This window comes from Lysinibacillus sp. UBA5994 (assembly GCF_002429725.1).
Lineage (GTDB): Bacteria > Bacillota > Bacilli > Bacillales_A > Planococcaceae > Lysinibacillus > Lysinibacillus capsici.
On sequence record NZ_DJAU01000030.1, the window covers coordinates 17,516 to 38,181 of the forward strand.

18 protein-coding genes are annotated in these 20,666 nt (G+C 35.4%); 8 read left to right on the forward strand and 10 right to left on the reverse strand.

All coding sequences use genetic code 11. The features are described from left to right. Positions 1 to 7 precede the first annotated feature (7 nt). Positions 8 to 1,687, reverse strand: coding sequence for a tripartite tricarboxylate transporter TctB family protein (locus B3D98_RS10510; RefSeq protein ID WP_054549130.1), 1,680 nt, complete (start codon positions 1,685 to 1,687; stop codon positions 8 to 10). 132 nt (positions 1,688 to 1,819) lie between these two features. On the opposite strand from B3D98_RS10510, the gene B3D98_RS10515 reads away from it, so the two are divergent. From B3D98_RS10515 to B3D98_RS10525, 3 genes are all read left to right on the forward strand, one after another. Next, a complete protein-coding gene (locus B3D98_RS10515) occupies positions 1,820 to 2,470 on the forward strand; it encodes a lysoplasmalogenase (protein WP_103117364.1) in 651 nt (216 codons plus the stop codon). A gap of 90 nt (positions 2,471 to 2,560) precedes the next feature. After that, positions 2,561 to 3,790: a peptidase T gene (gene pepT / locus B3D98_RS10520; RefSeq protein ID WP_048393267.1), complete on the forward strand. Its 1,230-nt coding sequence runs from the start codon at positions 2,561 to 2,563 to the stop codon at positions 3,788 to 3,790. 176 nt (positions 3,791 to 3,966) lie between these two features. After that, entirely contained in the window at positions 3,967 to 4,929 is a 963-nt protein-coding gene (locus B3D98_RS10525) for a multidrug resistance efflux transporter family protein (protein WP_048393266.1), read from the forward strand. 262 nt (positions 4,930 to 5,191) lie between these two features. Here B3D98_RS10525 and B3D98_RS10530 read toward each other — a convergent pair whose 3' ends face one another. Then, on the reverse strand, positions 5,192 to 5,623 hold the full coding sequence (locus B3D98_RS10530; RefSeq protein ID WP_054549066.1) for a DUF4395 domain-containing protein: 432 nt from the start codon (positions 5,621 to 5,623) through the stop codon (positions 5,192 to 5,194). Between the two features lie 119 nt (positions 5,624 to 5,742). Here B3D98_RS10530 and B3D98_RS10535 point away from each other — a divergent pair, with 119 nt between their 5' ends. Further along, a complete protein-coding gene (locus B3D98_RS10535; protein WP_103117361.1) occupies positions 5,743 to 6,453 on the forward strand; it encodes a Fe-S oxidoreductase in 711 nt (236 codons plus the stop codon). 63 nt (positions 6,454 to 6,516) lie between these two features. Here B3D98_RS10535 and B3D98_RS10540 read toward each other — a convergent pair whose 3' ends face one another. Both B3D98_RS10540 and B3D98_RS10545 read right to left on the reverse strand, forming a co-directional pair. Then, positions 6,517 to 7,200: a GNAT family N-acetyltransferase gene (locus tag B3D98_RS10540; RefSeq protein ID WP_288582887.1), complete on the reverse strand. Its 684-nt coding sequence runs from the start codon at positions 7,198 to 7,200 to the stop codon at positions 6,517 to 6,519. An 11-nt stretch (positions 7,201 to 7,211) separates the two neighbouring features. Beyond that, a complete protein-coding gene (locus B3D98_RS10545) occupies positions 7,212 to 8,324 on the reverse strand; it encodes a mandelate racemase/muconate lactonizing enzyme family protein (protein ID WP_054549063.1) in 1,113 nt (370 codons plus the stop codon). Between the two features lie 80 nt (positions 8,325 to 8,404). Between B3D98_RS10545 and B3D98_RS10550 the strand changes: the two genes are divergently transcribed. Further along, positions 8,405 to 9,646, forward strand: a complete 1,242-nt coding sequence (locus B3D98_RS10550) for a hypothetical protein (RefSeq protein WP_288582890.1) — start codon at positions 8,405 to 8,407, stop codon at positions 9,644 to 9,646. A 55-nt stretch (positions 9,647 to 9,701) separates the two neighbouring features. Here the strand turns inward: B3D98_RS10550 and nhaC are convergent, their stop codons facing one another. From nhaC to B3D98_RS10575, 5 genes are all read right to left on the reverse strand, one after another. Beyond that, positions 9,702 to 11,090 carry a Na+/H+ antiporter NhaC gene (gene nhaC / locus B3D98_RS10555; protein ID WP_288582892.1) on the reverse strand — a complete coding sequence of 463 codons (1,389 nt, stop codon included), beginning with the start codon at positions 11,088 to 11,090 and terminating at the stop codon, positions 9,702 to 9,704. Between the two features lie 294 nt (positions 11,091 to 11,384). Beyond that, a complete protein-coding gene (locus B3D98_RS10560; protein WP_054549062.1) occupies positions 11,385 to 12,494 on the reverse strand; it encodes an amidohydrolase in 1,110 nt (369 codons plus the stop codon). Positions 12,495 to 12,699: 205 nt separating this feature from the next. After that, entirely contained in the window at positions 12,700 to 12,843 is a 144-nt protein-coding gene (locus tag B3D98_RS10565) for a hypothetical protein (RefSeq protein ID WP_167444843.1), read from the reverse strand. Between the two features lie 200 nt (positions 12,844 to 13,043). Further along, positions 13,044 to 13,595 carry a superoxide dismutase family protein gene (locus tag B3D98_RS10570; protein WP_054549059.1) on the reverse strand — a complete coding sequence of 184 codons (552 nt, stop codon included), beginning with the start codon at positions 13,593 to 13,595 and terminating at the stop codon, positions 13,044 to 13,046. 161 nt (positions 13,596 to 13,756) lie between these two features. Further along, positions 13,757 to 14,521 (reverse strand): 3D domain-containing protein, encoded by a 765-nt coding sequence (locus B3D98_RS10575; RefSeq protein WP_103117358.1) that lies wholly within the window; start codon positions 14,519 to 14,521, stop codon positions 13,757 to 13,759. A gap of 296 nt (positions 14,522 to 14,817) precedes the next feature. On the opposite strand from B3D98_RS10575, the gene B3D98_RS10580 reads away from it, so the two are divergent. Both B3D98_RS10580 and B3D98_RS10585 read left to right on the forward strand, forming a co-directional pair. Then, the gene (locus tag B3D98_RS10580; RefSeq protein ID WP_004229797.1) at positions 14,818 to 15,003 is read left to right on the forward strand and encodes a putative motility protein; all 186 of its coding nucleotides are present in this window, start codon (positions 14,818 to 14,820) and stop codon (positions 15,001 to 15,003) included. Positions 15,004 to 15,039: 36 nt separating this feature from the next. Further along, positions 15,040 to 16,209, forward strand: a complete 1,170-nt coding sequence (locus B3D98_RS10585; protein ID WP_048393245.1) for a response regulator — start codon at positions 15,040 to 15,042, stop codon at positions 16,207 to 16,209. A 44-nt stretch (positions 16,210 to 16,253) separates the two neighbouring features. Here B3D98_RS10585 and B3D98_RS10590 read toward each other — a convergent pair whose 3' ends face one another. Further along, a complete protein-coding gene (locus B3D98_RS10590; RefSeq protein ID WP_288582896.1) occupies positions 16,254 to 17,270 on the reverse strand; it encodes a GGDEF domain-containing protein in 1,017 nt (338 codons plus the stop codon). A gap of 456 nt (positions 17,271 to 17,726) precedes the next feature. Here B3D98_RS10590 and B3D98_RS10595 point away from each other — a divergent pair, with 456 nt between their 5' ends. Beyond that, positions 17,727 to 20,588 carry an ATP-binding protein gene (locus B3D98_RS10595; protein WP_288582898.1) on the forward strand — a complete coding sequence of 954 codons (2,862 nt, stop codon included), beginning with the start codon at positions 17,727 to 17,729 and terminating at the stop codon, positions 20,586 to 20,588. The last annotated feature ends 78 nt before the right edge of the window (positions 20,589 to 20,666 follow it).

Here is a 20,666-nt window from a genome sequence, read left to right on the forward strand (position 1 = left end):
TGTTCTTTTATTGTAGTCCTCTAATTATAAGAGAGCGAACTGGTAGGAACTGCTCTCCTGTATCTCCATAAGTGAGTATTACCTCATCACCCTCCTGTAAATAAATTGCTAAAGGTTCTGTTTCGGCACTCACTAAATAATTTTCACCATTGTTTAATAAGAAAGATACAGTTGTAAAATCGCCTAGACGTTCTTTATAAACACGTAATACCTTACCACTTATTTGTTTTTCCTCAGCACTTGAGCTACCATCTACAGTATTTCCTCCTCGACTTAAGGCTGTTTTATATAATTTCAACGCCTCCTTAGGAGTAGTAGCGTAAACGGAAATTTCAGGATTGGCTGCAGAAACAATAAAATAGTTTTGTAAGAAACCATTGGAATCTAGCACCGCTGTCAGCCAGCTCGCTTCTCCATAAAAGTTATACAACACTGGCATTTCGCCATTCCACTTTTTCTCAATAAATTTCTTCTCTATTATTTGTAAATTACCTTGTGAATCCATATAACTTGAGTCTTGATTCCCTGTATAGTATGTTGCATCCCCTGTTCGTGCGTTTGTTAGTGAATAGCCTAACATTGAATCTACACCTTCTTTAGGACTTGTAAAATCTGTAAAGTAATACATATCACCCTTCTCATCGAAAATCGGGCTAACATTCGATTCTGTTCCTTCATCAGAAGGAATCTTTACATCCTTTTTACCAAACATACTATTCCAAAAACCATGTACATAATTACCGAAATAACTGTTTTGTAAACTTACTGTCTCTGGTGATACAGCACCATCAATAAATTCGGGTATTTGATCCAGTTTAATGACCTCTGATTTCCCCGTCAGCGCATCAACCAAGACAATTCCTTTTACATCAAAGCCATTACGCGCAGAAATAAATTCCCCATATGAGCGAATATAGTAGGGCTTTCCTTCATCATCTACTTCCAGCTGTACGTCACCATAAAAAATAAGGAATGGGTGTTGTAAACGAATATGACGTTCTAAATTAGCATTTAAATATGCGGAAGGTACATATTTCATTTCCTCTTTTATAAATTTAGGATTATCCGCAGAATCTGTAGCACTCATTATGAAGTAACCAGGTGTTGTACCACCGTTCATCCATTTAAAGAATCCAGAAAATTCAACTGGTGCGATATAAACATATTCGCCCTTCACTTTTTGAATTTGTAAGCGTCCTAATTCATAGTAGCTCGTATTTGGCACTTGACCGAAAGCCTTTTTCATTTTATTGCGAGCAAATTTCGGTGGTACACTTGCAGGTGTTTGTGTCTCATCGAATGGTTTTATTTCAACTTCTTCCTTCATTTCGGATGACTTAAATTTTTCATTAGCATTCCATAAAGGTGCTGATAAAACATACACAGCTACACCTAGACTTGCTAAAAATAAAACACCTTTTATTTTCCTTTCGATACCACTTGCTAGCAGAGCACCCACTAACGTTAATAAAATAATAGCAGGCCAAAAAACAAGCCAATTTACATCAATTTTTGTTACATATAACGTAATCCCTGTGGCTAAAAACCCTAGTACGAAGACTCCAATAAAAAAGTATCCTATTACCTTTTTCGATTGTCCATCTTCTCGCTTCTTCGTAATAAGCGGTGTCACTAGCACACTTGCGATCAATGCAATGACTGCTGAAGCTATCAGTAGCTTAGTCATTTGGTTCATCCTCTCTTCTTCTTTCTCACTACTTACTTTACGGTTACATACTAAAAAAGTTTCATACATACGTTGTACAGAAAGGAATTCTACCATAAATATTGAATTTCAAAAGGAAAGGAGCTGAAAAATTTGTTAAAAAAATTATTAATCAGTGTCATTATTTTATTGGGTCTTTATTATATTTTTCTCTTTTCCCATATTGCTGAAAGTTTAAAACTCATCTTTAAAGTGATTCCTATGTTGCTCATCATTATTTTAGCTGCGATTCAGAAGCCATTACATATTAAAAAATACCAACTTTTGATTATTGCTGGGCTTGTATTCTGCATGATTGGAGACTATACATTGCAGTGGTTTTTAATCGGTCTAACTAGCTTTCTTATCGGGCATATCTTTTATATTTTTGCTTTCACTACTGCAAATGAGCGGCATGTACCAACTTGGGCTAAAATACTATTATTACTCTATGGAGCAAGTATGGCTATATGGATTGCGGGATCAGTCTTTAAAACAGGTGAAACCATACTTGGTATTGCAGTAATCGCCTACATTTCTGTGATACTCACAATGGGATGGACAGCTATTAAAACTGGATCTACTCTGGCAACAAGTGGTGCAATATTATTTATTGCATCTGATTCTTATTTAGCTATTAACAAATTTGTCATGCCACTAGCATTTTCTCATGAAATTATCATGCTGACTTATTATAGCGCCCAATTACTTATTGCTTTAAGTATCCTTCAATATTCCGAAATCCGAAGTAAAGTGTTACAATAATATCGATTATGCCAAGGCATAATTGCGCCTGGAATCGGCTTTGTGAAAGCACAAAGAATTTTAACATATATACATTAGGAGGCCATACTTATGAAAGAACAAGTAATTGAGCGATTAATACGCTATGCAAAAATTGATACACAATCAGACTTCACAAGCGAAACAACTCCTTCTACACAAAAACAATTTGACCTATTACATGTTTTAAAAGACGAACTTGCCGAAATTGGTTTAACAGACATTACATTAGATGAAAATGGCTATTTATTTGCCTCATTAGAAGCTAATACAGAAAAAGAAGTACCAACTATCGGCTTTTTAGCCCATGTTGATACAGCTACTGACTATACAGGCACAAATGTGAAGCCACAGCGTGTAGATAATTATGATGGTGGAGATATTCAGTTAAACGAAAACTTAGTTATGTCTCCGACTGACTTCCCAGAGCTTAAAAACTATGTAGGCCAAACACTTATTACAACAGATGGTACTACTTTATTAGGCGCTGATGATAAGGCAGGGATTGCTGAAATTATGACGGCAATGGAGTACCTCATTAAAAATCCTACTATTAAGCATGGTAAAATCCGTGTAGCCTTCACGCCAGATGAAGAAATCGGTCGTGGACCACATAAATTTGATGTCGCCGCTTTCGGTGCAGACTATGCCTATACTATGGATGGTGGACCACTTGGCGAATTACAATTCGAGAGCTTCAATGCCGCTGGCGTAAAAGTAATTACAAAAGGCACTAGCGTCCATCCTGGTTCAGCAAAAAATAAAATGGTGAATGCTATTACAATGGCTATTGCCTTCCAAAATGAAATGCCTGCTGACGCAGTTCCTGAAAAGACAGAAGGTTATGAAGGTTTCATTCATTTAATGAGCTTTAAAGGGGCTCTTGAGCATTCTGAGCTATCTTATATCGTGCGTGACCATGATCGCCAAAAGTTTGAAGAGAAAAAACAATTAATGCGTGATGCTGCAGCTAAAATTCAAGCACAATTTGGTGAGCATGCACTGAGTATTACCATTGAAGATCAATACTACAATATGGGTGAAAAAATTGAGCCTGTAAAAGAAATTGTTGACATTGCACGTACTGCAATGGAAAAATTAGATATTACACCGAATACCCTGCCAATTCGTGGCGGTACAGATGGCTCACAATTATCTTATATGGGCCTACCGACACCAAATATTTTCGCTGGTGGCGAAAACATGCATGGCAAATTCGAATATGTATCCGCTGAAACAATGGAAAAAGCAACTCAAGTTATCATAGAAATCGTTCAGCTTTTTGAACAGCAAGCAAAATAATAGTTTTAATTTTGAGTGAGCTTATTTCTATACGCATTTACCTAAGGAATCATGAAAAATTTTCATAGCTACGAAGAGGGGTTTTTCCTCTCTTCGTAATTTTTTCAGCCATAATTACTGAATTTTCAAATTACACAAAGGGTTTGAGGTTATAAACTCAAATTGAGGTGATGTTTATGAAAGAAATTGCATTAGGTATTTTAGCTTCCCTTTTCTTTGCCGTGACATTTATTTTAAATCACGCAATGGAAATGCAAGGTGGTAGTTGGCTATGGAGTGCATCATTACGCTATTTTTTTATGCTCCCTTTCTTGCTTATCATTGTCTTTTATCGTAAGGGCTTTTCACAGCTTTCTGGTGAAATAAAAGCACAGCCTATAGCATGGCTACTTTGGAGCTTTGTTGGATTTGTTTTATTTTACGCGCCATTAACATTTGCTGCTGCTTTTGGTCCAGGTTGGTTGGTTTCAGGTACATGGCAGTTTACAATCGTTGCTGGTGTATTATTAGCTCCTCTTTTTGTATCGATCATTGCTGGTAAAACAGTGCGACAAAAAATACCTTTTATATCCTTGCTTATTTCATGCGTCATTTTAGTAGGTATTTTGCTTATACAAATACCTCATGCACAATCAGTATCGTTTAGAAGTTTAATGCTTGGTATTTTACCTGTCATCGTTGCAGCTTTTGCTTATCCTCTCGGCAATCGTAAAATGATGGAAGTTTGTGGGGGCCGAATCGATACTTTTCAGCGGGTGTTAGGAATGACCATTGCTTCAATGCCAGCATGGATCATCATAGCTATTTATGCCGTTCTTACAGTAGGACTTCCCTCAGCAAGTCAAATGTTTCAATCATTGCTTGTTGGAATTAGCTCAGGCGTTATAGCAACAGTTTTATTTTTCATAGCAACGGATCGCGTAAGAGACCATCAAGGCAAGCTAGCTGCTGTGGAAGCAACTCAATCAACAGAAATTCTTTTCGTTATTATAGGTGAGGTATTACTATTAGGAATTGCCTTCCCTAGCCCTATTGCACTTGCAGGTCTCGGAGTTATCATTGTTGGTATGCTATTACATAGTTACTATACAATGATTATCGGGAAAAAGAATGCTGTGCAACAAAACACAACTTCTTAGCAGTCCATTTTATGGGCTGTTTTTTTACAAAAAAAAAAGACGACTCTATTCTAAATTTAGAATAAGTCGTCTGAGATTTTCACGTTCCCAAAAAATGAGGGGGGTTTTAGGAGCGTAATCATGAACTAGCAAACTTCTGGAGAAAAGTAGCTAAAGTTCATCCTCTCTACACTGTATTGTAGACGAGGAATAATCTTTATACGATAATGATAATCATTATCAATTAAAATGTCAATCATAATCTTATAATTTTTTTACTTTTTCAAAAAGATTTTTTTAATGAGCGTCGGTACTGCCATTGCTTCAACTGAAAATGTAAAAAACAGCCTATACAAAAGCCTGCTATTGCGATGGCCGATGCAATTGCAACCAGGCCAGTAAAGATATGACCAACAACCTGCCAATGTAACAGATAACCTAATAAACCAGCTGCTAAACAAAGGCTAGCAATACTTGAATTAAATTTTTGCTGCTGAGCATCCTCTGGTATATATGTAGATGGAGCCTTTGTTAAAAAGAGCTTCCCTACACGAAGTATCGGGTTATAGTTGCATAAAATACCTAGTAAATTTGCAGCTAGTGGAATTACTAATATCCAGGTAATTCCTGTTACCCATGATAAAATGACACTCAGAAGAATAGTCCACTGGTTCAGTCTAACAAGTGGTCTTGGAATTGTATGAAGTTGCGACACCCTAAAACCTACCTTTCTGATATGTTTAATGTATTTTACTACATGATATTCCATTTGTGAAGCAAAAATGATTACTTTATAATGAAGTTAACAGATGTTCAAAGGAAAAGAGGATAACTATGCCAGCTTTAACAATGGATCAAGTTCAACAATTAAACTCTTACAGTATTTATACAACTGAACCTAAGCGGACTTTATTTACTTTAGCTGATATACATAAAGACTTTTACCATCCTGATTTTTTAAACCTTATGATGGGTATAACAGATGCAGCAACAGAAACAGCCGCTATTTCTCACTTTGCACGCCGCTATGGAATGTTTTTTGCTATGCAATTTTATATGCTTGCCGCTTATGACGAAGTATGGGATGGTAAGCCACTTGAATTGCGTTTTGATGCTGCAAAGGAATTTAATAGCTTTACTGTTGCCATGTTTGCCAATCCAAATGATTGGCGCTACGTTGATGAAGATGAACGCCAAGCTGTTATTGAGAAAATTCTTTACGATGGCCATGTCATTGTCCAACAGCTTCGTAAAGTAACCTCCATCTCCCCCCTTACCATTTGGGAAAATTTCTTCGGCTATTTGCTATGGCATTATCATATATTATTATCTAATCCTGGCTTAGCCGATCAAGCCATGGAGGATGTTGAGGCTTTAGAGGACCCAAAAACATGGGCACGCTTCTCCAATAAATCTTGGTGGGCACAATATACAGGTGGTCTTAGCCCGACTAATTTAGTCAACGTTCCTGTAAGAAAATCATGCTGTTTTTCTAAAGATATCCCTGGTTTAATGGCTTGTGGTTTTTGCCCAATGAAAAAATAATAGAGCCTTTTAAAAAAAAGCCTTACCCTCCACAAATTCATGTGAAAGGTAAGGCTTTGTGCTTTATTTTTCGTATACTACAAACCAATCGTTGTTTTCTTCAAACATAGACGTGCCAAGGAAACCTTGTTTTAAAAGTTGCTGTTGCGCAGTTGTGTCTCCCATCGATATCACTTGTTTTTCAGTAAAGTTCGGGGACATCTCTTGTCGTAAGTCTTTATAAAAAATATAACGAAGCTTATCTACATATTTAATTTTTAATCCTTTAATAACGAGGTCTTGCGAGAATTTATCCTTTAAGCTCGGAATATTATATGGCTTTACAGTGGAGCAAACATAATCGTATTTTTCTAAATCGATATTTTCCATCACTACTGTAGCTAATGTCTTCTGTAATCCGTAACCTCGATATTTTGGTGAAACATTCGATATTTCCTGATATAAAACACTTTGAAATTCGTTTTCTGCAATCCCACAATCATAGCCAAGGTGTTCTTCATCAATTGGCGGGTTTAACAGTGCACGAAAGGCGATTAATTCTTCCCCTACATAAGCACCTATCATCATTCCATGACCATTTAAAATATACTCAAATTCCTCTGTGCTTAAGGGTTGGAGGATACTTTGGTCTGCTAAAGCTTCATAAACCTCAACTTGTAGCTCTTCAATTTGTTGTAAATGTTGGAGTGTTAATTTTATAACAAAAAACGGTGTCTCACCAAGCATACCATCATAGATAATTTCCATATTACGCCTCCTTAGGCTGTGACAACAGTTGAAAACTTACATAATTCCTGGATGACAGCTTCATCTACATCTACCCCTAATCCGGGTTTTTCATTTAAGCAAATAAATGGCACATCATAATGTAAGTTCCCAACATCCTTGGAGAATTTTAATGGACCCGTTAGTTCTACACTCGTCATAATCTTCTTAGAAAATGCTACATGGAAGCCTGCAGCAGAACCAACTGACGACTCTACCATGGAACCAACTTGACATTCAATTCCTGCCATTTCCGCCATAACAGCAAGCTTCATAGCAGGATAGATGCCACCACACTTCATTAATTTAATATTTACTTTATCTGCTGCACGCTTGGCAATAATTTCACGCATTTCACGTACGCCTCGTAGTCCTTCATCAATCATTAATGTCACATCAGACTTTGATTTAATTTCTACCATTCCATCAATGTCTTCGCTATCGACAGGTTGCTCTAGCCAATCGATATTTAAATCTTTCATAGCACGTAAACCTTGTAAAGTAGTGGCAGCATTACCCCAACCTTGATTTACATCCACTCGAATAGCAATGTCTTCGCCTACTCGCTCACGTACCGCTTTTATACGGGCTACATCACGAAGTACCTCTGTACCTACCTTCATTTTAAAAGAGCGATAGCCCAATTCTACTCGATTAGCTGCCTCTTCTGCCATTGCTTCAGGTGTTCCAATGCTTAGTACATGTGTGATTGGGAATTTTTCATGATAACGTCCACCTAAAAGTTGGTATACAGGCACCCCTAAGGCTTTTCCAGCAATATCGAAGCAAGCAATATCGATCGCTGCTTTTGCTGCTGGTACATCTTTCACAACTTTATTCATTTTATCGTGTAGTTTTTCAAAGGCCATTGGACTTTCCCCAATAATAGCTGGGACAAGCTGATGTTTTAGTACAGCATATGTACTTTCCCATGATTCACCTGTTACATGTTCATCAGGAACAGCTTCACCATACCCTACCACACCTGTATCGGTAGTTACTTTTAAAATAATGGAAGGCATTGTATCATATGTAGCATAACTAATGATGAATGGATCAATTAGCGGTAAATGTATAGCAAAAATTTCTACTTGTTTAATTTTCATCTTAATCAGTCTCCTCTGTCGTTAAAGTTGTCGCTAATACGTCGCTAAATGTTTAAAAAAATAGAAAAGGAGTGATGTCCATGTCTACCAAAATAGCGATTATATGTTCAAAAGCATTTATGAAACGTATTATTAGTATCGCACAAAACATAACCGATATTCAATTAGAATTTTATCTTTACAGCCACCCCTCTGAAGCGCCTACTTTAATGAAGCAAATAAAACCGTGTGATGCAATATTATTTGGAGGAACGTTACCTTATCTACACACACAATCATTACTTTCAGAAGTTCCAATACCTTGGAATTATATTAAGCAAGATGAAACAACCATTTCTACAACATTGTTATCATTAGTAGCCAAACATGCTGTAGCTATCGACAGGATATCCATTGATGTAATGAATCCTGCATTCGTTGATAATGTTTTAGCAGAAATAGAATTTCATGGTCAAAAGCCACATGTTCAGCATATTTCGATTACTGAACCAACTGAGAATATTTTAAAACGCCATATCGCCCTGTGGAATTCAAAAAGTATTGATTTTGTCATTACAAGTATTCATAGTGTATTTGATGAATTACAAGCACTTCAAATACCGTCAATGCGTATGTTAGATGCTACCAAATCTATTATTCAATGCCTTGAAGAAACAAAATCAAAATCACTATTAACCAAGTCAGAAGCTTTCAAGGCTGTAGTGGGTCTCTTAGAAATCCCTAAAAATACTTCCATTGAATCAACTGTTTTAAGTCAAATTGCGAAAGCTACCTTTTCAACTTTTAAGCAAATTTCAACGCATTCCTTTGAGCTATACACAACTGCTGGACATCTTCAAAATGCTCTCGAAAAGGAAAACTTAGAGCAGCTCATACAGCAAGTTGAACAACCTTTTAAGCTAGCATTTGGCTATGGCTATTCCATTTTGGAGGCCACACAAAATGCTCAGTATGCTTTAACGTTTACTAAACCTTTTGAGATTTATATTCTTGATGAACATAAAAACTTATTAGGGCCTTTCCCTAATACAGAAGGTAAAATTTCTTTAAAAACCGATGATCCTTATGTTTTACAAATGGCTAAGCTTACAAGTTTAAGTCCATTAAATATTTCTAAAATAATCAATTTCAGTAACGAACGACAGTCAGCTCAATTTACATCTCAAAATCTTTCTGAATACCTCCAAGTAACACGACGTACTACAGAGCGTATTATTAAAAAATTAGTTGATAATGGCTATGTAAATATTGTTGGTGAAGAAATGACCCATCAACAAGGACGTCCTCGTAAAATTTATCAATTGAATTTTGCAACTTACTAAACTGCCTCATAAAAGAATTCTCGTAGATACACATGAATCTACGAGAATTTTTATTTTAGTCAACCATTACCAAATTATCCGTATTTTCAGCTTCTTGCGCCTTTTTACGCTTCTCAGCTTCTGCTATTTCTTCTGGCGTTAATTTAACAATAGCAAATCCAATATATCCATAGATAATAGAAATAATCGGTACAGTAAAGTTAAGAATTGCATAAGGTGCATATTCCATTGCACTTACACCTAAAGTAGCTAAAATAAACACACCACAAGTATTCCATGGGAAGAAAACAGATGTTAATGTTCCCCCATCCTCTAATGCACGAGAGAGGTTTTTAGAATGTAAACCACGTTGTTGATAGACACCCGCGAACATACGTGAAGGAACAACAATTGAGATATATTGCTCAGAACATGTTGCGTTGGTTGTTACACAAGCTGCAATCGTTGAAGCAATAAGACTTCCTGTAGATTTAGCAAACTTCACAATTACATTCATCAATGCCTTTAACATTCCTGAATACTCTAAAATACCACCAAATGTCATCGCTACAATCGTCATTGAAACCGTATTCATCATCGAGTCTAGACCACCACGGTTAAATAAATCATCCACCATGTGATTACCTGTTGAGATTTCAAAGCCTGCCTGTAATGCTTGTACAGCACTTGCAGCTGAACCACCTTGTACAAAAATCTGTAGTAAGAAACCTGAAACAATCCCTATAATTAAAGCTGGAATTGCTGGTACTTTCTTAGCTACTAATACAATAACCCCCACAGGAACAAGTAATAGTAAAGGAGAAATAACGAAGCTTTCTTCCATCACTTTTAAAGTTGTTAATATTTCTTCAGATTGCATTGAAACTTCTGCAAATTTTCTACCCATGAATCCAAAAACAACAAGTGAAATAATCAACGCTGGAATCGTTGTATAAAGCATATGCTTAATATGTGCAAACAGATCTGTACCAGTTAATCCTGCTGCTAGATTTGTTGTATCTGATAATGGTGACATCTTATCTCCAAAGTATGAACCCGAAATAACAGCACCAGCAATCATAGCCGCTGGAATACCCATACTTAAACCAATACCCATACCCGCGACACCAATTGTAGCCATTGTAGACCATGAACTACCAATAGCTAATGACACAATTGAACATAACAACATGATTGTCACAAGGAACCACGCTGGAGAAATTAACTTTAGACCGTAGAAAATCATTGTTGCTACGACACCGCCGCCAATCCATGCCCCAATTGTCAAACCTACTAAAATAATAATAACAATGGCAGGTAATGCCAGACGTATCCCTTTATACATCATCTCTTCAATTTCTGCCCATTTATATCCATGCATTTTGGCAACAATTGCTGCTACAGTTGTGCCGACAAGAAGAGGTACGTGAGGACTTTGCTCTAAAACAACTACTGTAATCAACATNNATATCCTTTTTCATTTTTCCATCCCCTTTTTTTGCACCAAATCCCTTTTCGGTTTTTTCAAGACGCAAATAATTTTTTACGTTTTTTAGCTTAATATTCAAAAAATTAAAAGTCAACGCAAAAAATTTATGCTTCCCTAGCAAATCCCTTTATTTTAGCGTAATAAAACGCTTTCAAGTAGCAATAAAAAACAATGCAAACCCTTGAATATCCATGCATCATTAAAAATGTTCATGCAAAAAAGCTATATGAAAAAAAAGTTACATTTTTTCATATAGCTTTTAATATTTTTTTATTCAGGCTTTTTTTCTAATACACATGCAAGTACTTTCGCAGCATCAATTAAGGCACTACGATCAAATGTCATTTTAGGGTGATGTAATCCTGGTGTTAAATTTGCACCAATTCCAATCATTGCCGCTTTTAATTCCGGCTTTTTAACTGTATAGAAATGGAAATCGTCACTACCTGGTGTAGTTATTTCATCTGCTAAATGCCCTTCTCCCAAAGCCTCAATGATGGCATTCTTTGCCATGTTCGCAGCAGTTGGGGAAACTTCAGCACCTGGTGTGAAATCTATCCACTTCCAACTCATATCAATTTCAAATTGTTGCTGTATTGATTTCAGGCCAGATTCAATTTTACTGCGCAGCAATTCAAGTTGTTGATTATGCTGTGCGCGAACATCCATTGAGAAACTAGCATTACCTGGAATAATATTTGTACTACCACCATCCGCAATGATTTTTGTTAACTTAGCAGAATGTGGTTCAAATGGTGATAAATGAATGCTGTGTAGCATTTGTTGCACGGCCATAATAACATCAATGGCATTTTTACCTTGATGTGGTCTAGCACCATGTGCATCTATTCCTTGAATAGATCCCTCTAAAAAATAAGCAGCGCCATGATGAATCGCAGGCGAAACTTTGCCAAGTGGTAATTCTTCTATTGGTCTTAAATGAACACCAAATAAATGTGATACTCCATCAACCGCGCCTCTATCAAACGTTGCACATGCGCCATTTCCTAGTTCTTCAGCAGGTTGGAAGATGAAACGAATACGATGTTGTAAGGTGCGATCTTTCAGTAGTAATAATGCACCAAGCACCATGGAGATATTCGCATCATGTCCACACGAATGATTTGCTTGCCACTTCCCATCAACTTCCTGCCATAAGGCATCAATATCAGCACGTACTGCAACAATTTCATTACCAGTCCCAATTTCAGCTATTAATCCTGGTATATCACCTAATAAACGATAACTAACATGCAATTCATCTAGTATGGAAGCAATTTTTTTAGTAGTCTCAAACTCTTTCCAACTTACTTCGGGATATTGATGAAAATGATCAAACCATTGATAAATCGTTTCTTCTACTGTTAAAGCTTTCGACATAACTACACCCTCTATACGCATTTTTGTTTCCCATTATACATGAATCTTTTTCAGAAAAGTACATATGTCATCAGACCTAATACACTTATTTTAATCATATATTACATTCATATGCACTGGAAAAGCCATTTATCAATAGAGGTATAATATACAATGGGCTATGCTAAAAGTTAGTATACTTTCAACATAGCCCATCAAATTTTCATTATAAACTTGTAAAAAACCCTTCTGGATACTCTTCATACTGTATATTCACCATTTGCTCCTCATTTTTCTCTTCTTCTTCACGTAAATCGAATTCTTGATCCATTAAATACGTTTCAAACTTTGAATTTAACAACTTCCCCATTGTACCACTCCTTATTAATTGAATTTTCTGATAAAAGGATTATACAATAGATTTTTAGTAAATTGCAATAAATTATATACATTATGCATTATAACTATAAAACCTATCTCATTTTTAGATTGAACTATCGTATTTTTTCTATTTATTTACAAAATAAAAACTGCATCTTTTGACATTCAGATACAGTCTCACTTTTCATTCTATTGAATGGCTCCACAGGCTATTCTAGCTCCTGAATTACCAGCAGGATCTGTTTTATAATCATCCGCTGATTCATGAATGACAATAGCACTTCCATCACTATCTAATAGCGAATTTGGTTGATCTTTTTGTAAAGTTAACCCCTCAGCTAAAAAATTAAGATCCACATTGCCATCTTCACCAATTTCCAAATTTGGTAAGTCCCCTAAATGATAACCATTAGGATTTAATTTACCATGTTCCTTGTTTGTTGGATTAAAGTGGGCACCAGCTGATTCAAATTTAGGTGGTTCACACTTTCCTACTTCATGAATATGGATACCATGTGTGCCTGGTGGTAAGCCTGTTAATGCGAGCGTCATCATAACCCCATTATCTTCCTCTTGAAGATATGCATTGCCATAGCTTTCATTATTTGCACCAATTACTTTTGCAGTAGCTGTTAAAGGGGTAGATGCATTGACAGCTACTTTCTCCTCTTTCTTATCAAAAAAACTGCAACCCGCAACAAAAATTAGTAAAGAAAGACTCATTAAGCTTATTTTTTTCATAAAAATACCTCCTCTCTTTCTGATGATTTCCAATTTCTTCAGTACTTATGCAAAATTAATCATTTACGATTCTATAATGGCTCCTATTTCATTTGAGCTTGACTAGGAAACTCAACCAAAGTAAAAGGGATTTCCCAAAGTTCGAGAAACCCCTTTCATAATTAATTTAAGATTTTTACCGTTACTGTTTTGACACCCCACTGAAGTGCTTGTCCTTCAGTAGGAATAAATACATCGATTTTATTTCCTTTAATAGCTCCCCCTGTATCAGCAGCAATTGCTTCACCATAACCTTCCACCCAAACCTTCGTACCGAGTGGAATAACCCGTGGATCTACAGCGATTACCTTTAAATTAGGATTCGACCTTATATCTGTTCCATTTGCTGTAATTCCTGAACAGCCTTCACAATAGGCTGTATACGCAGTCGCACGCATTGTTAATGTTTTACCAGAGACAGTTGCTGGAGCACTTGCTGGTTTTGTTTTGGCAGGTGCAGCAGGCTTAGTAGCTGTTGCAATCCCCCCGGAAGTTTTTGGTTTTGGTTTTGCAGCTGAAGCTTTAATAGCTATCGATTCACCAGCTAAAATCAAATCTGACGCAAGGTGATTCCATTTCTTCAAATCATCTACAGTTACATTATTAATACGAGCTATTGAAAATAAAGTATCCCCACCTTTGATGACATATTCATCCCCCAATGGTTCTTCTGCTTTTGACGTGTCTTTCACTAAGTCTTGCTCTGGGTAAAACCATAATGAATCCTTTTCATTTAATTGCTGGAACTCACCTACTGTTAAATTATAAATTTGCGGGAGTGCCCATAGTATATTGCCTGGCGATTTGTCCTTAGCAAAGGAAGGACTAGCATAGAGACTCACACCAAATGTCAATACTACCGCTAAAGCTAATGCTCTTTTCTTCATGTTTAGTAATACCTCCATCATTTTATTATTTGTTGCAAATCTGTTGCTAGCACACTAGAGTTAAAAGCTCTATTATGTAAGCAACCATAAGTTTGCAAATTAATAACTCAGGACTAGCTACCTGATATTAGGAATTATTACTATAAAAACGGAAAAATATACAATTTCAATTAATTTTTTAGTAATTTAATCAATTTATTGCGTATAAACTATAATTTAGTAGGTCTGTTTAGGACTTTTTTATATTAGATATTTGCTATATTTAGCCGATAAAAAAAGAAAAGGAGGGAATAAAAATGGAAGTTAATTCACTTATGTCATCCCAGCTGATGGAACTCCAACAAACAGTACAGATGAGTGTCATGCAAAATGCTCTTAATTTAAACACAACTACTGCAATTGAATTACTGAAAGAACTACCTCAACAACAAACAGCTCCTACTCACCCATATAAAGGATCCATAATAGATATCTCAATCTGATCATACAGCCATATTTATCGAAAGGAGGTTCCTTATGTGATTCGGGTAATTATCGTGGACGATGAGCCATTAGCTCTGGTTAGTATGAAAAAACATTTAAATGAATTTGATAACATAGAGGTCATTCGAACTTTTACTACTGCAAAGGATGTATTGAAAGAAGGACCTACCTTAGACTTTCAAGTAGCATTTTTAGACGTTGAAATGCCAGGTATGAGCGGATTAGAAGTAGCACAACTGTTAAAAACATGGGATAAAAATATCTGTATCATTTTTGTAACTGCCTATCGAGACTATGCTGTTCAGGCATTTGATGTACAATCACTTGATTATTTATTAAAGCCAGTTTCAAAATCTCGTTTAGAGATAACCATTAACAGAATACAAAAGCTATTCCAAAAAAATCTATCATCGGAGAAAACTCGAACGCATCAAAAGCCTATGCTTCAAATCAGATGCTTTGGAGAGTTTGTCGTTTCTTTTGATGAAAAAGTAATTCATTGGAGAACAATTAAAAGCAAAGAATTGTTTGCCTTTCTATTTTTACAGCTTCATATGCCCGTACCTCGTGATAACATTTTAGATTCACTTTGGAGTGATACGGATGTAAAAAAAGCCAGAGTACAATTGCATACTACTGTCTCCTACTTACGTACAACACTTTCATCTTATGGCTACACGGATGTCATTGAATATGCAAATGGCTGCTATATTTTGAAACTAAACGATTTTCAATGTGATGCCTTTGATTTGGAGGATATCTTAAATACCAAAGCTGAAACAGGACGATTAAATATTGAAAGAGCTGAGGAACTCATCCAAAATTACCATGGTGAATTTATGGCAACAATGGACTATGCATGGACTACTAGTAAAGCAAATTTGATGAATAAACAATTTAGTCAACTACTTGATGAATTGATACTTTATTACTCTAAAAATCAGAACCTTAAAAACAGAGAGCGTTCATTGTTATTTGCTTTAGAGTTTAATCCGTATTCCGACAAAATCGTGCAACAATTAATCCAACATTATACTGAAATTGGAAATCGCGCAGAAGCTATAAAAATATACCATTCTTTTAATAGCCTTCTATTAACAGAATTAAATGTGTCACCATCTCAGGAAACCACAGAACTTTTTCAAAACGTCTTACATGCACATGAAAAAGAGCATGAAAACAAGCGTTTACCCCTAAGGACATGAAAAAACATGCTAGCGTCCAGTGCTAGCATGCTTATATAGTTTAATTATTTAACAATCATTTGTCTCATATTACTTACAACACACAAACAGTTTCTTCCAGATTTTTTAGCCTTATACAAAGCATGATCTGCAATTTCTATCAGTTGATTGGGACTTTGGACATTTGGTGTAAAAGCCGTAATTCCAGCAGACATTGTCACAGGTCTTCCACACACAGTTTCTTGTAAAGCTTGTTTAATTCGGAGACTTTCCGCTAATTGGACTGCATCCTCTATATTCATCGAAGGTAAGATGACCATAAATTCTTCGCCGCCAAATCTAAAGCATAACCCCTGTTCCCCGACACTGCTCTGCATAGTAATCGCAAAGGCTTTTAAAACTTCATCTCCTACAGTATGACCATATGTATCATTTATACTTTTAAAATCATCTAGATCTATTAAGATAATGGCATGAGGAACCTTATCAATAATTAATTTGTGTAAAATTTGATCCATTCTTCTGCGATTAAGAATCCCTGTTAATGAATCTAAGTTCAACTGCTCTGTTAAGTCATTGATTTTACTTTCCGAACAGATCATCATATTTTGAATATTCTTTTTCAATAATTTTACCTCATCATACCAATCAGCAATTTCCTCAATCCCTTGTGCTCCTTCATCTACTTCAATTCTTTTCGATAGCTCTTTGAGAGGCTGTGTAATTCTAATAGCAAACCAAATAGCAAATCCCATTATAGTCGCTATAACTATTATGATTGGGCCTAGGACTTTTTTAAAAAACAAATTGAAGGACACTATTCTTTCATCAAGTAAAGTATCAACCATTTGTTGCGTATACAGCTTTAATGAATGGTCATCTATCTTAGCATCTTGTAAATAGCTTTCCGTAATTGTCGAGACTTCCATTACATAAGTTTCTTGTATATTTGTTTTATGTTCCTTCAAAATTTCATTGAAATTACGATAGCTACTCCAAATACTAATACTAGATGTCATGAGGACAACAATAGTTGTCATACTAATAATAAGAAACGATAACTTTAACTTGAATTTACCCACAATAGATCATTTCTCCCATTGAGATGTTTTTTCGTTAATCTTATCTATGTTTAAATTTTGATATACTTATTCAATCATCATACGTCAAACCTCTTAAAGAAAACTTAAACACTAATGATTTTTTCCCCCTTCAATTTAAAAGGAAAAAATCGATAGTACTACTAACTCCAAATTGTTCTATTTATATAGGCTTAAAGCATTCTTTTATTATCCATTATATTTTCTTTTTTCCAATTTCGTGGCATGGTAGATAGAGATTATTAGGAGGGAAAAATTGCTGTGTTGAGAAAAGCTTCTACCCAACATCTACTTATTATAATTGCCATTTTTATAGTCCTTACTTTTCTAAGGTTATTATGGTTAAACTATTTCCTCCCCTCTACACATCAACCTAGTGCCAAAGATGGTGTGGTCCACATAAACAATTTGACTACATCGGAAGAAGAAGTTATTTCCTTGGATGGAGGATGGATCTATTATCCTGGACAATTTGTGAATTCTGAAAATAAGGGGGGTAACAAAGAGAGTCATAGCAATACGTATAATACCCAAAATATTCCTGCGCCAAAAGATGAGCAAACGACTCAACCCTATGGCACTTATCAGTTAAAAATTCTGCTACCAAACAATTTAGATAATGATCGATATGCCATTCGTATACCTGCTATCTCAACTGCATCAACCTTATATATAAATGGAAAGCTAGTAGGAAAATCAGGCAAAGTAGCAGATAATGCAGAAGACCATGAAGGTCAAGCTGCACCTTATACTGTTTATTTTACTAATACACAATCTGAAATTAATCTCATACTTCATGTATCTAATTTTGATACACCTACAAGTCCTATTATTAATAAAAGGATTTTATTTGGCACTGCGTCAGCGATGACGCATCATCAATTAATTGTAGGGCTATCTCTTTCAACTATTGTAGTTATGCTAATCATATTCTCTCTTTTTAGCATACTTGTATATTTGTTCATCTATCGAAAATCTATCGTTTTACTTTTCACATTTGGTTTTCTTTTGCCTTTAGCAGATGAATTAATTACGTTTGATCGCTCCCTACTGGATTGGTTGCATCTGAATTATGTATGGTCCTATAAGCTTTCTTCTATTATTTTTCTAGGAGCCTCCTTTTTCTTTGTTCAGTTTATGAGAGTCCTCTTAGTCAAATATCACAACACTAAAAAATTTCAATGGATTTTTGCTTGTTATGTTTTAAATGCAATACTCACGATTGTTTTACCAATGACATGGCTGATACCTACGAAGAATATTTTCTTCGTACTTTATCTAGTATCCTTTCTTTACGTAGTGGTACTGGCTCTTAGAGAGTATTTAGAAAACCAAAAAAGGAGCTCTGCTTTTATTGCACTAACAGCTATCGGCACCACAAATGGTATTATATGGGGTTTCATTAAATCTGTTTACGTATTCGATATTCCCGTTTATCCATTCGATTATTTATTTATCATGCTTGGTTTTTCTAGTTATTGGTTCAAACGTTTTCATGAGAACTCTCAGCAAATTCAAAACTTAGTGACTAAACTACAACACGAGGATGCTTTAAAAGATGAATTCCTTACAAGTAATGCAGAAAAACTTTGGAGTCCAATGAATAGGATGATTACCCTAGGTCAATCCATTTATGACAACCCACATAACAAACTTGTTACTGAAGATGAAAAAAATCTTAAACACCTTATCGATATAGGTAGAAGTATGTCCTTTACGTTAAACAACATACTGGATTTTACTCGTTTAAAAGAAGGAGATTTACATCTCCATACACAAAGTGTAAATCTTCAAGGTGCTGTTTATGGAGTTTTCGATATCCTCCGCTTTATTGCAAATGGTAAACAAATACATATGGTATCTTTAGTACCTCCAAGTTTCCCAAATGTATTAGCCGACGAAAATCGCCTTATTCAAATCCTATTTAACATTTTGCATAATGCCCTAAAGTATACAGGTGAAGGCTCTATAGAAATTATTGCTCATGAAGAACAGCATATGGCTATTATCCACATTCGTGATACTGGACAAGGCATGGACAATTTTGTACAAAGTCTTTTGTATTCGCCCTATGAACAGGGCCAAGAATATGATGAAGGCATTGGTATTGGCCTACTTATTTCAAAAAAACTGATTGAATTACATGGAGGTACGTTAAATATACAATCTATTCCTAACAAAGGATCGAATGTTTATTTTACATTACCTCTTGCAGATGAAAGTAGACAAAATAAGGAATACGCAACCTTTAATGCACAAGCTAAAACTCAGCTATCCACAAATGAACAAGAGTTATCCATGGTGTCAGATAAGCATTTCAGGATCTTAATGATTGATGATGACCCTATGAATTTAGCAACGATGAAAAGTATATTTTCGATCTCTGAATACGAAATTACTACTGTTACAACCAGTGAGAAAGCTCTAGCTCTGATTCAGCAAGAATCATGGGATTTAGTAATTGTTGATGCAATGCTTCCGTATATTTCAGGCTATGCTGTAATTCAAAAAATACGAAAACAATACTCATTGCTGGAATTACCTATCTTATTATTGACGATAAGAAAGCACCCTGAAGATGTTTATACAGGCTTTGCCTATGGTGCTAATGATTATGTAACAAAACCTATTAATGCATTAGAGCTAAAAGTAAGAAGTCGAGCTTTAATTGATTTAAAATATAGTATTCAACAACGTCTACATTTAGAAAGTGCTTGGCTGCAATCTCAAATCCAACCACACTTCTTATTTAATACACTTAATACCATTGCCTCACTTAGTACTATTGATACAGATAGAATGATCGATTTAATGCATCACTTTGGTGAATATTTACATGCCAGCTTTGATGTCAGAAATCTTCAAAGAGTAGTACCACTACAGCATGAGCTCGATTTAGTTCGTTCGTATCTTTACATTAAACAGCAGCGATTTGGAGAATTAATTCAGATTGAATGGGATATTGATGAAACGATACAAATTGAAATTCCTCCAATTTCTTTACAAACGTTAGTTGAAAATGCCATTCGACACGGTATATTAAAGAAAGAAGAAGGCGGTACTGTTTGTATTCGTATTAAAGATTTCACAACTTATGTATCCATTAGCGTAATAGATGATGGTGTGGGAATTAGCCCCATTCTATTAGAGGAATTGCAAGAAGATTACAAAGGGACAAGCTCTGGTATAGGGATAAGAAATACAAATCTACGCCTTAAAAGAATTTATGGCCAACAATTACAAATTCAAAGTACTATAAACCAAGGTACAAATGTTACTTTCCATATACCTAAAGATTAAAAACAGGAGTCATTACAACGCCATTTTTGTAGTGACTCTTTTCTCAAGTTTCCAATTACATATAGATTTTTCGAAATG

Bases quoted from the DNA above. Each gene is read 5' to 3' on its own strand.
- B3D98_RS10510 (WP_054549130.1), bottom strand. From the start codon at position 1,687: ATGACTAAGCTACTGATAGCTTCAGCAGTCATTGCATTGATCGCAAGT.
- pepT (WP_048393267.1), top strand. From the start codon at position 2,561: ATGAAAGAACAAGTAATTGAGCGATTAATACGCTATGCAAAAATTGAT.
- B3D98_RS10525 (WP_048393266.1), top strand. From the start codon at position 3,967: ATGAAAGAAATTGCATTAGGTATTTTAGCTTCCCTTTTCTTTGCCGTG.
- B3D98_RS10535 (WP_103117361.1), top strand. From the start codon at position 5,743: ATGCCAGCTTTAACAATGGATCAAGTTCAACAATTAAACTCTTACAGT.
- B3D98_RS10540 (WP_288582887.1), bottom strand. From the start codon at position 7,200: ATGGAAATTATCTATGATGGTATGCTTGGTGAGACACCGTTTTTTGTT.
- B3D98_RS10545 (WP_054549063.1), bottom strand. From the start codon at position 8,324: ATGAAAATTAAACAAGTAGAAATTTTTGCTATACATTTACCGCTAATT.
- B3D98_RS10550 (WP_288582890.1), top strand. From the start codon at position 8,405: ATGTCTACCAAAATAGCGATTATATGTTCAAAAGCATTTATGAAACGT.
- nhaC (WP_288582892.1), bottom strand. From the start codon at position 11,090: ATGTTGATTACAGTAGTTGTTTTAGAGCAAAGTCCTCACGTACCTCTT.
- B3D98_RS10560 (WP_054549062.1), bottom strand. From the start codon at position 12,494: ATGTCGAAAGCTTTAACAGTAGAAGAAACGATTTATCAATGGTTTGAT.
- B3D98_RS10565 (WP_167444843.1), bottom strand. From the start codon at position 12,843: ATGGGGAAGTTGTTAAATTCAAAGTTTGAAACGTATTTAATGGATCAA.
- B3D98_RS10570 (WP_054549059.1), bottom strand. From the start codon at position 13,595: ATGAAAAAAATAAGCTTAATGAGTCTTTCTTTACTAATTTTTGTTGCG.
- B3D98_RS10575 (WP_103117358.1), bottom strand. From the start codon at position 14,521: ATGAAGAAAAGAGCATTAGCTTTAGCGGTAGTATTGACATTTGGTGTG.
- B3D98_RS10580 (WP_004229797.1), top strand. From the start codon at position 14,818: ATGGAAGTTAATTCACTTATGTCATCCCAGCTGATGGAACTCCAACAA.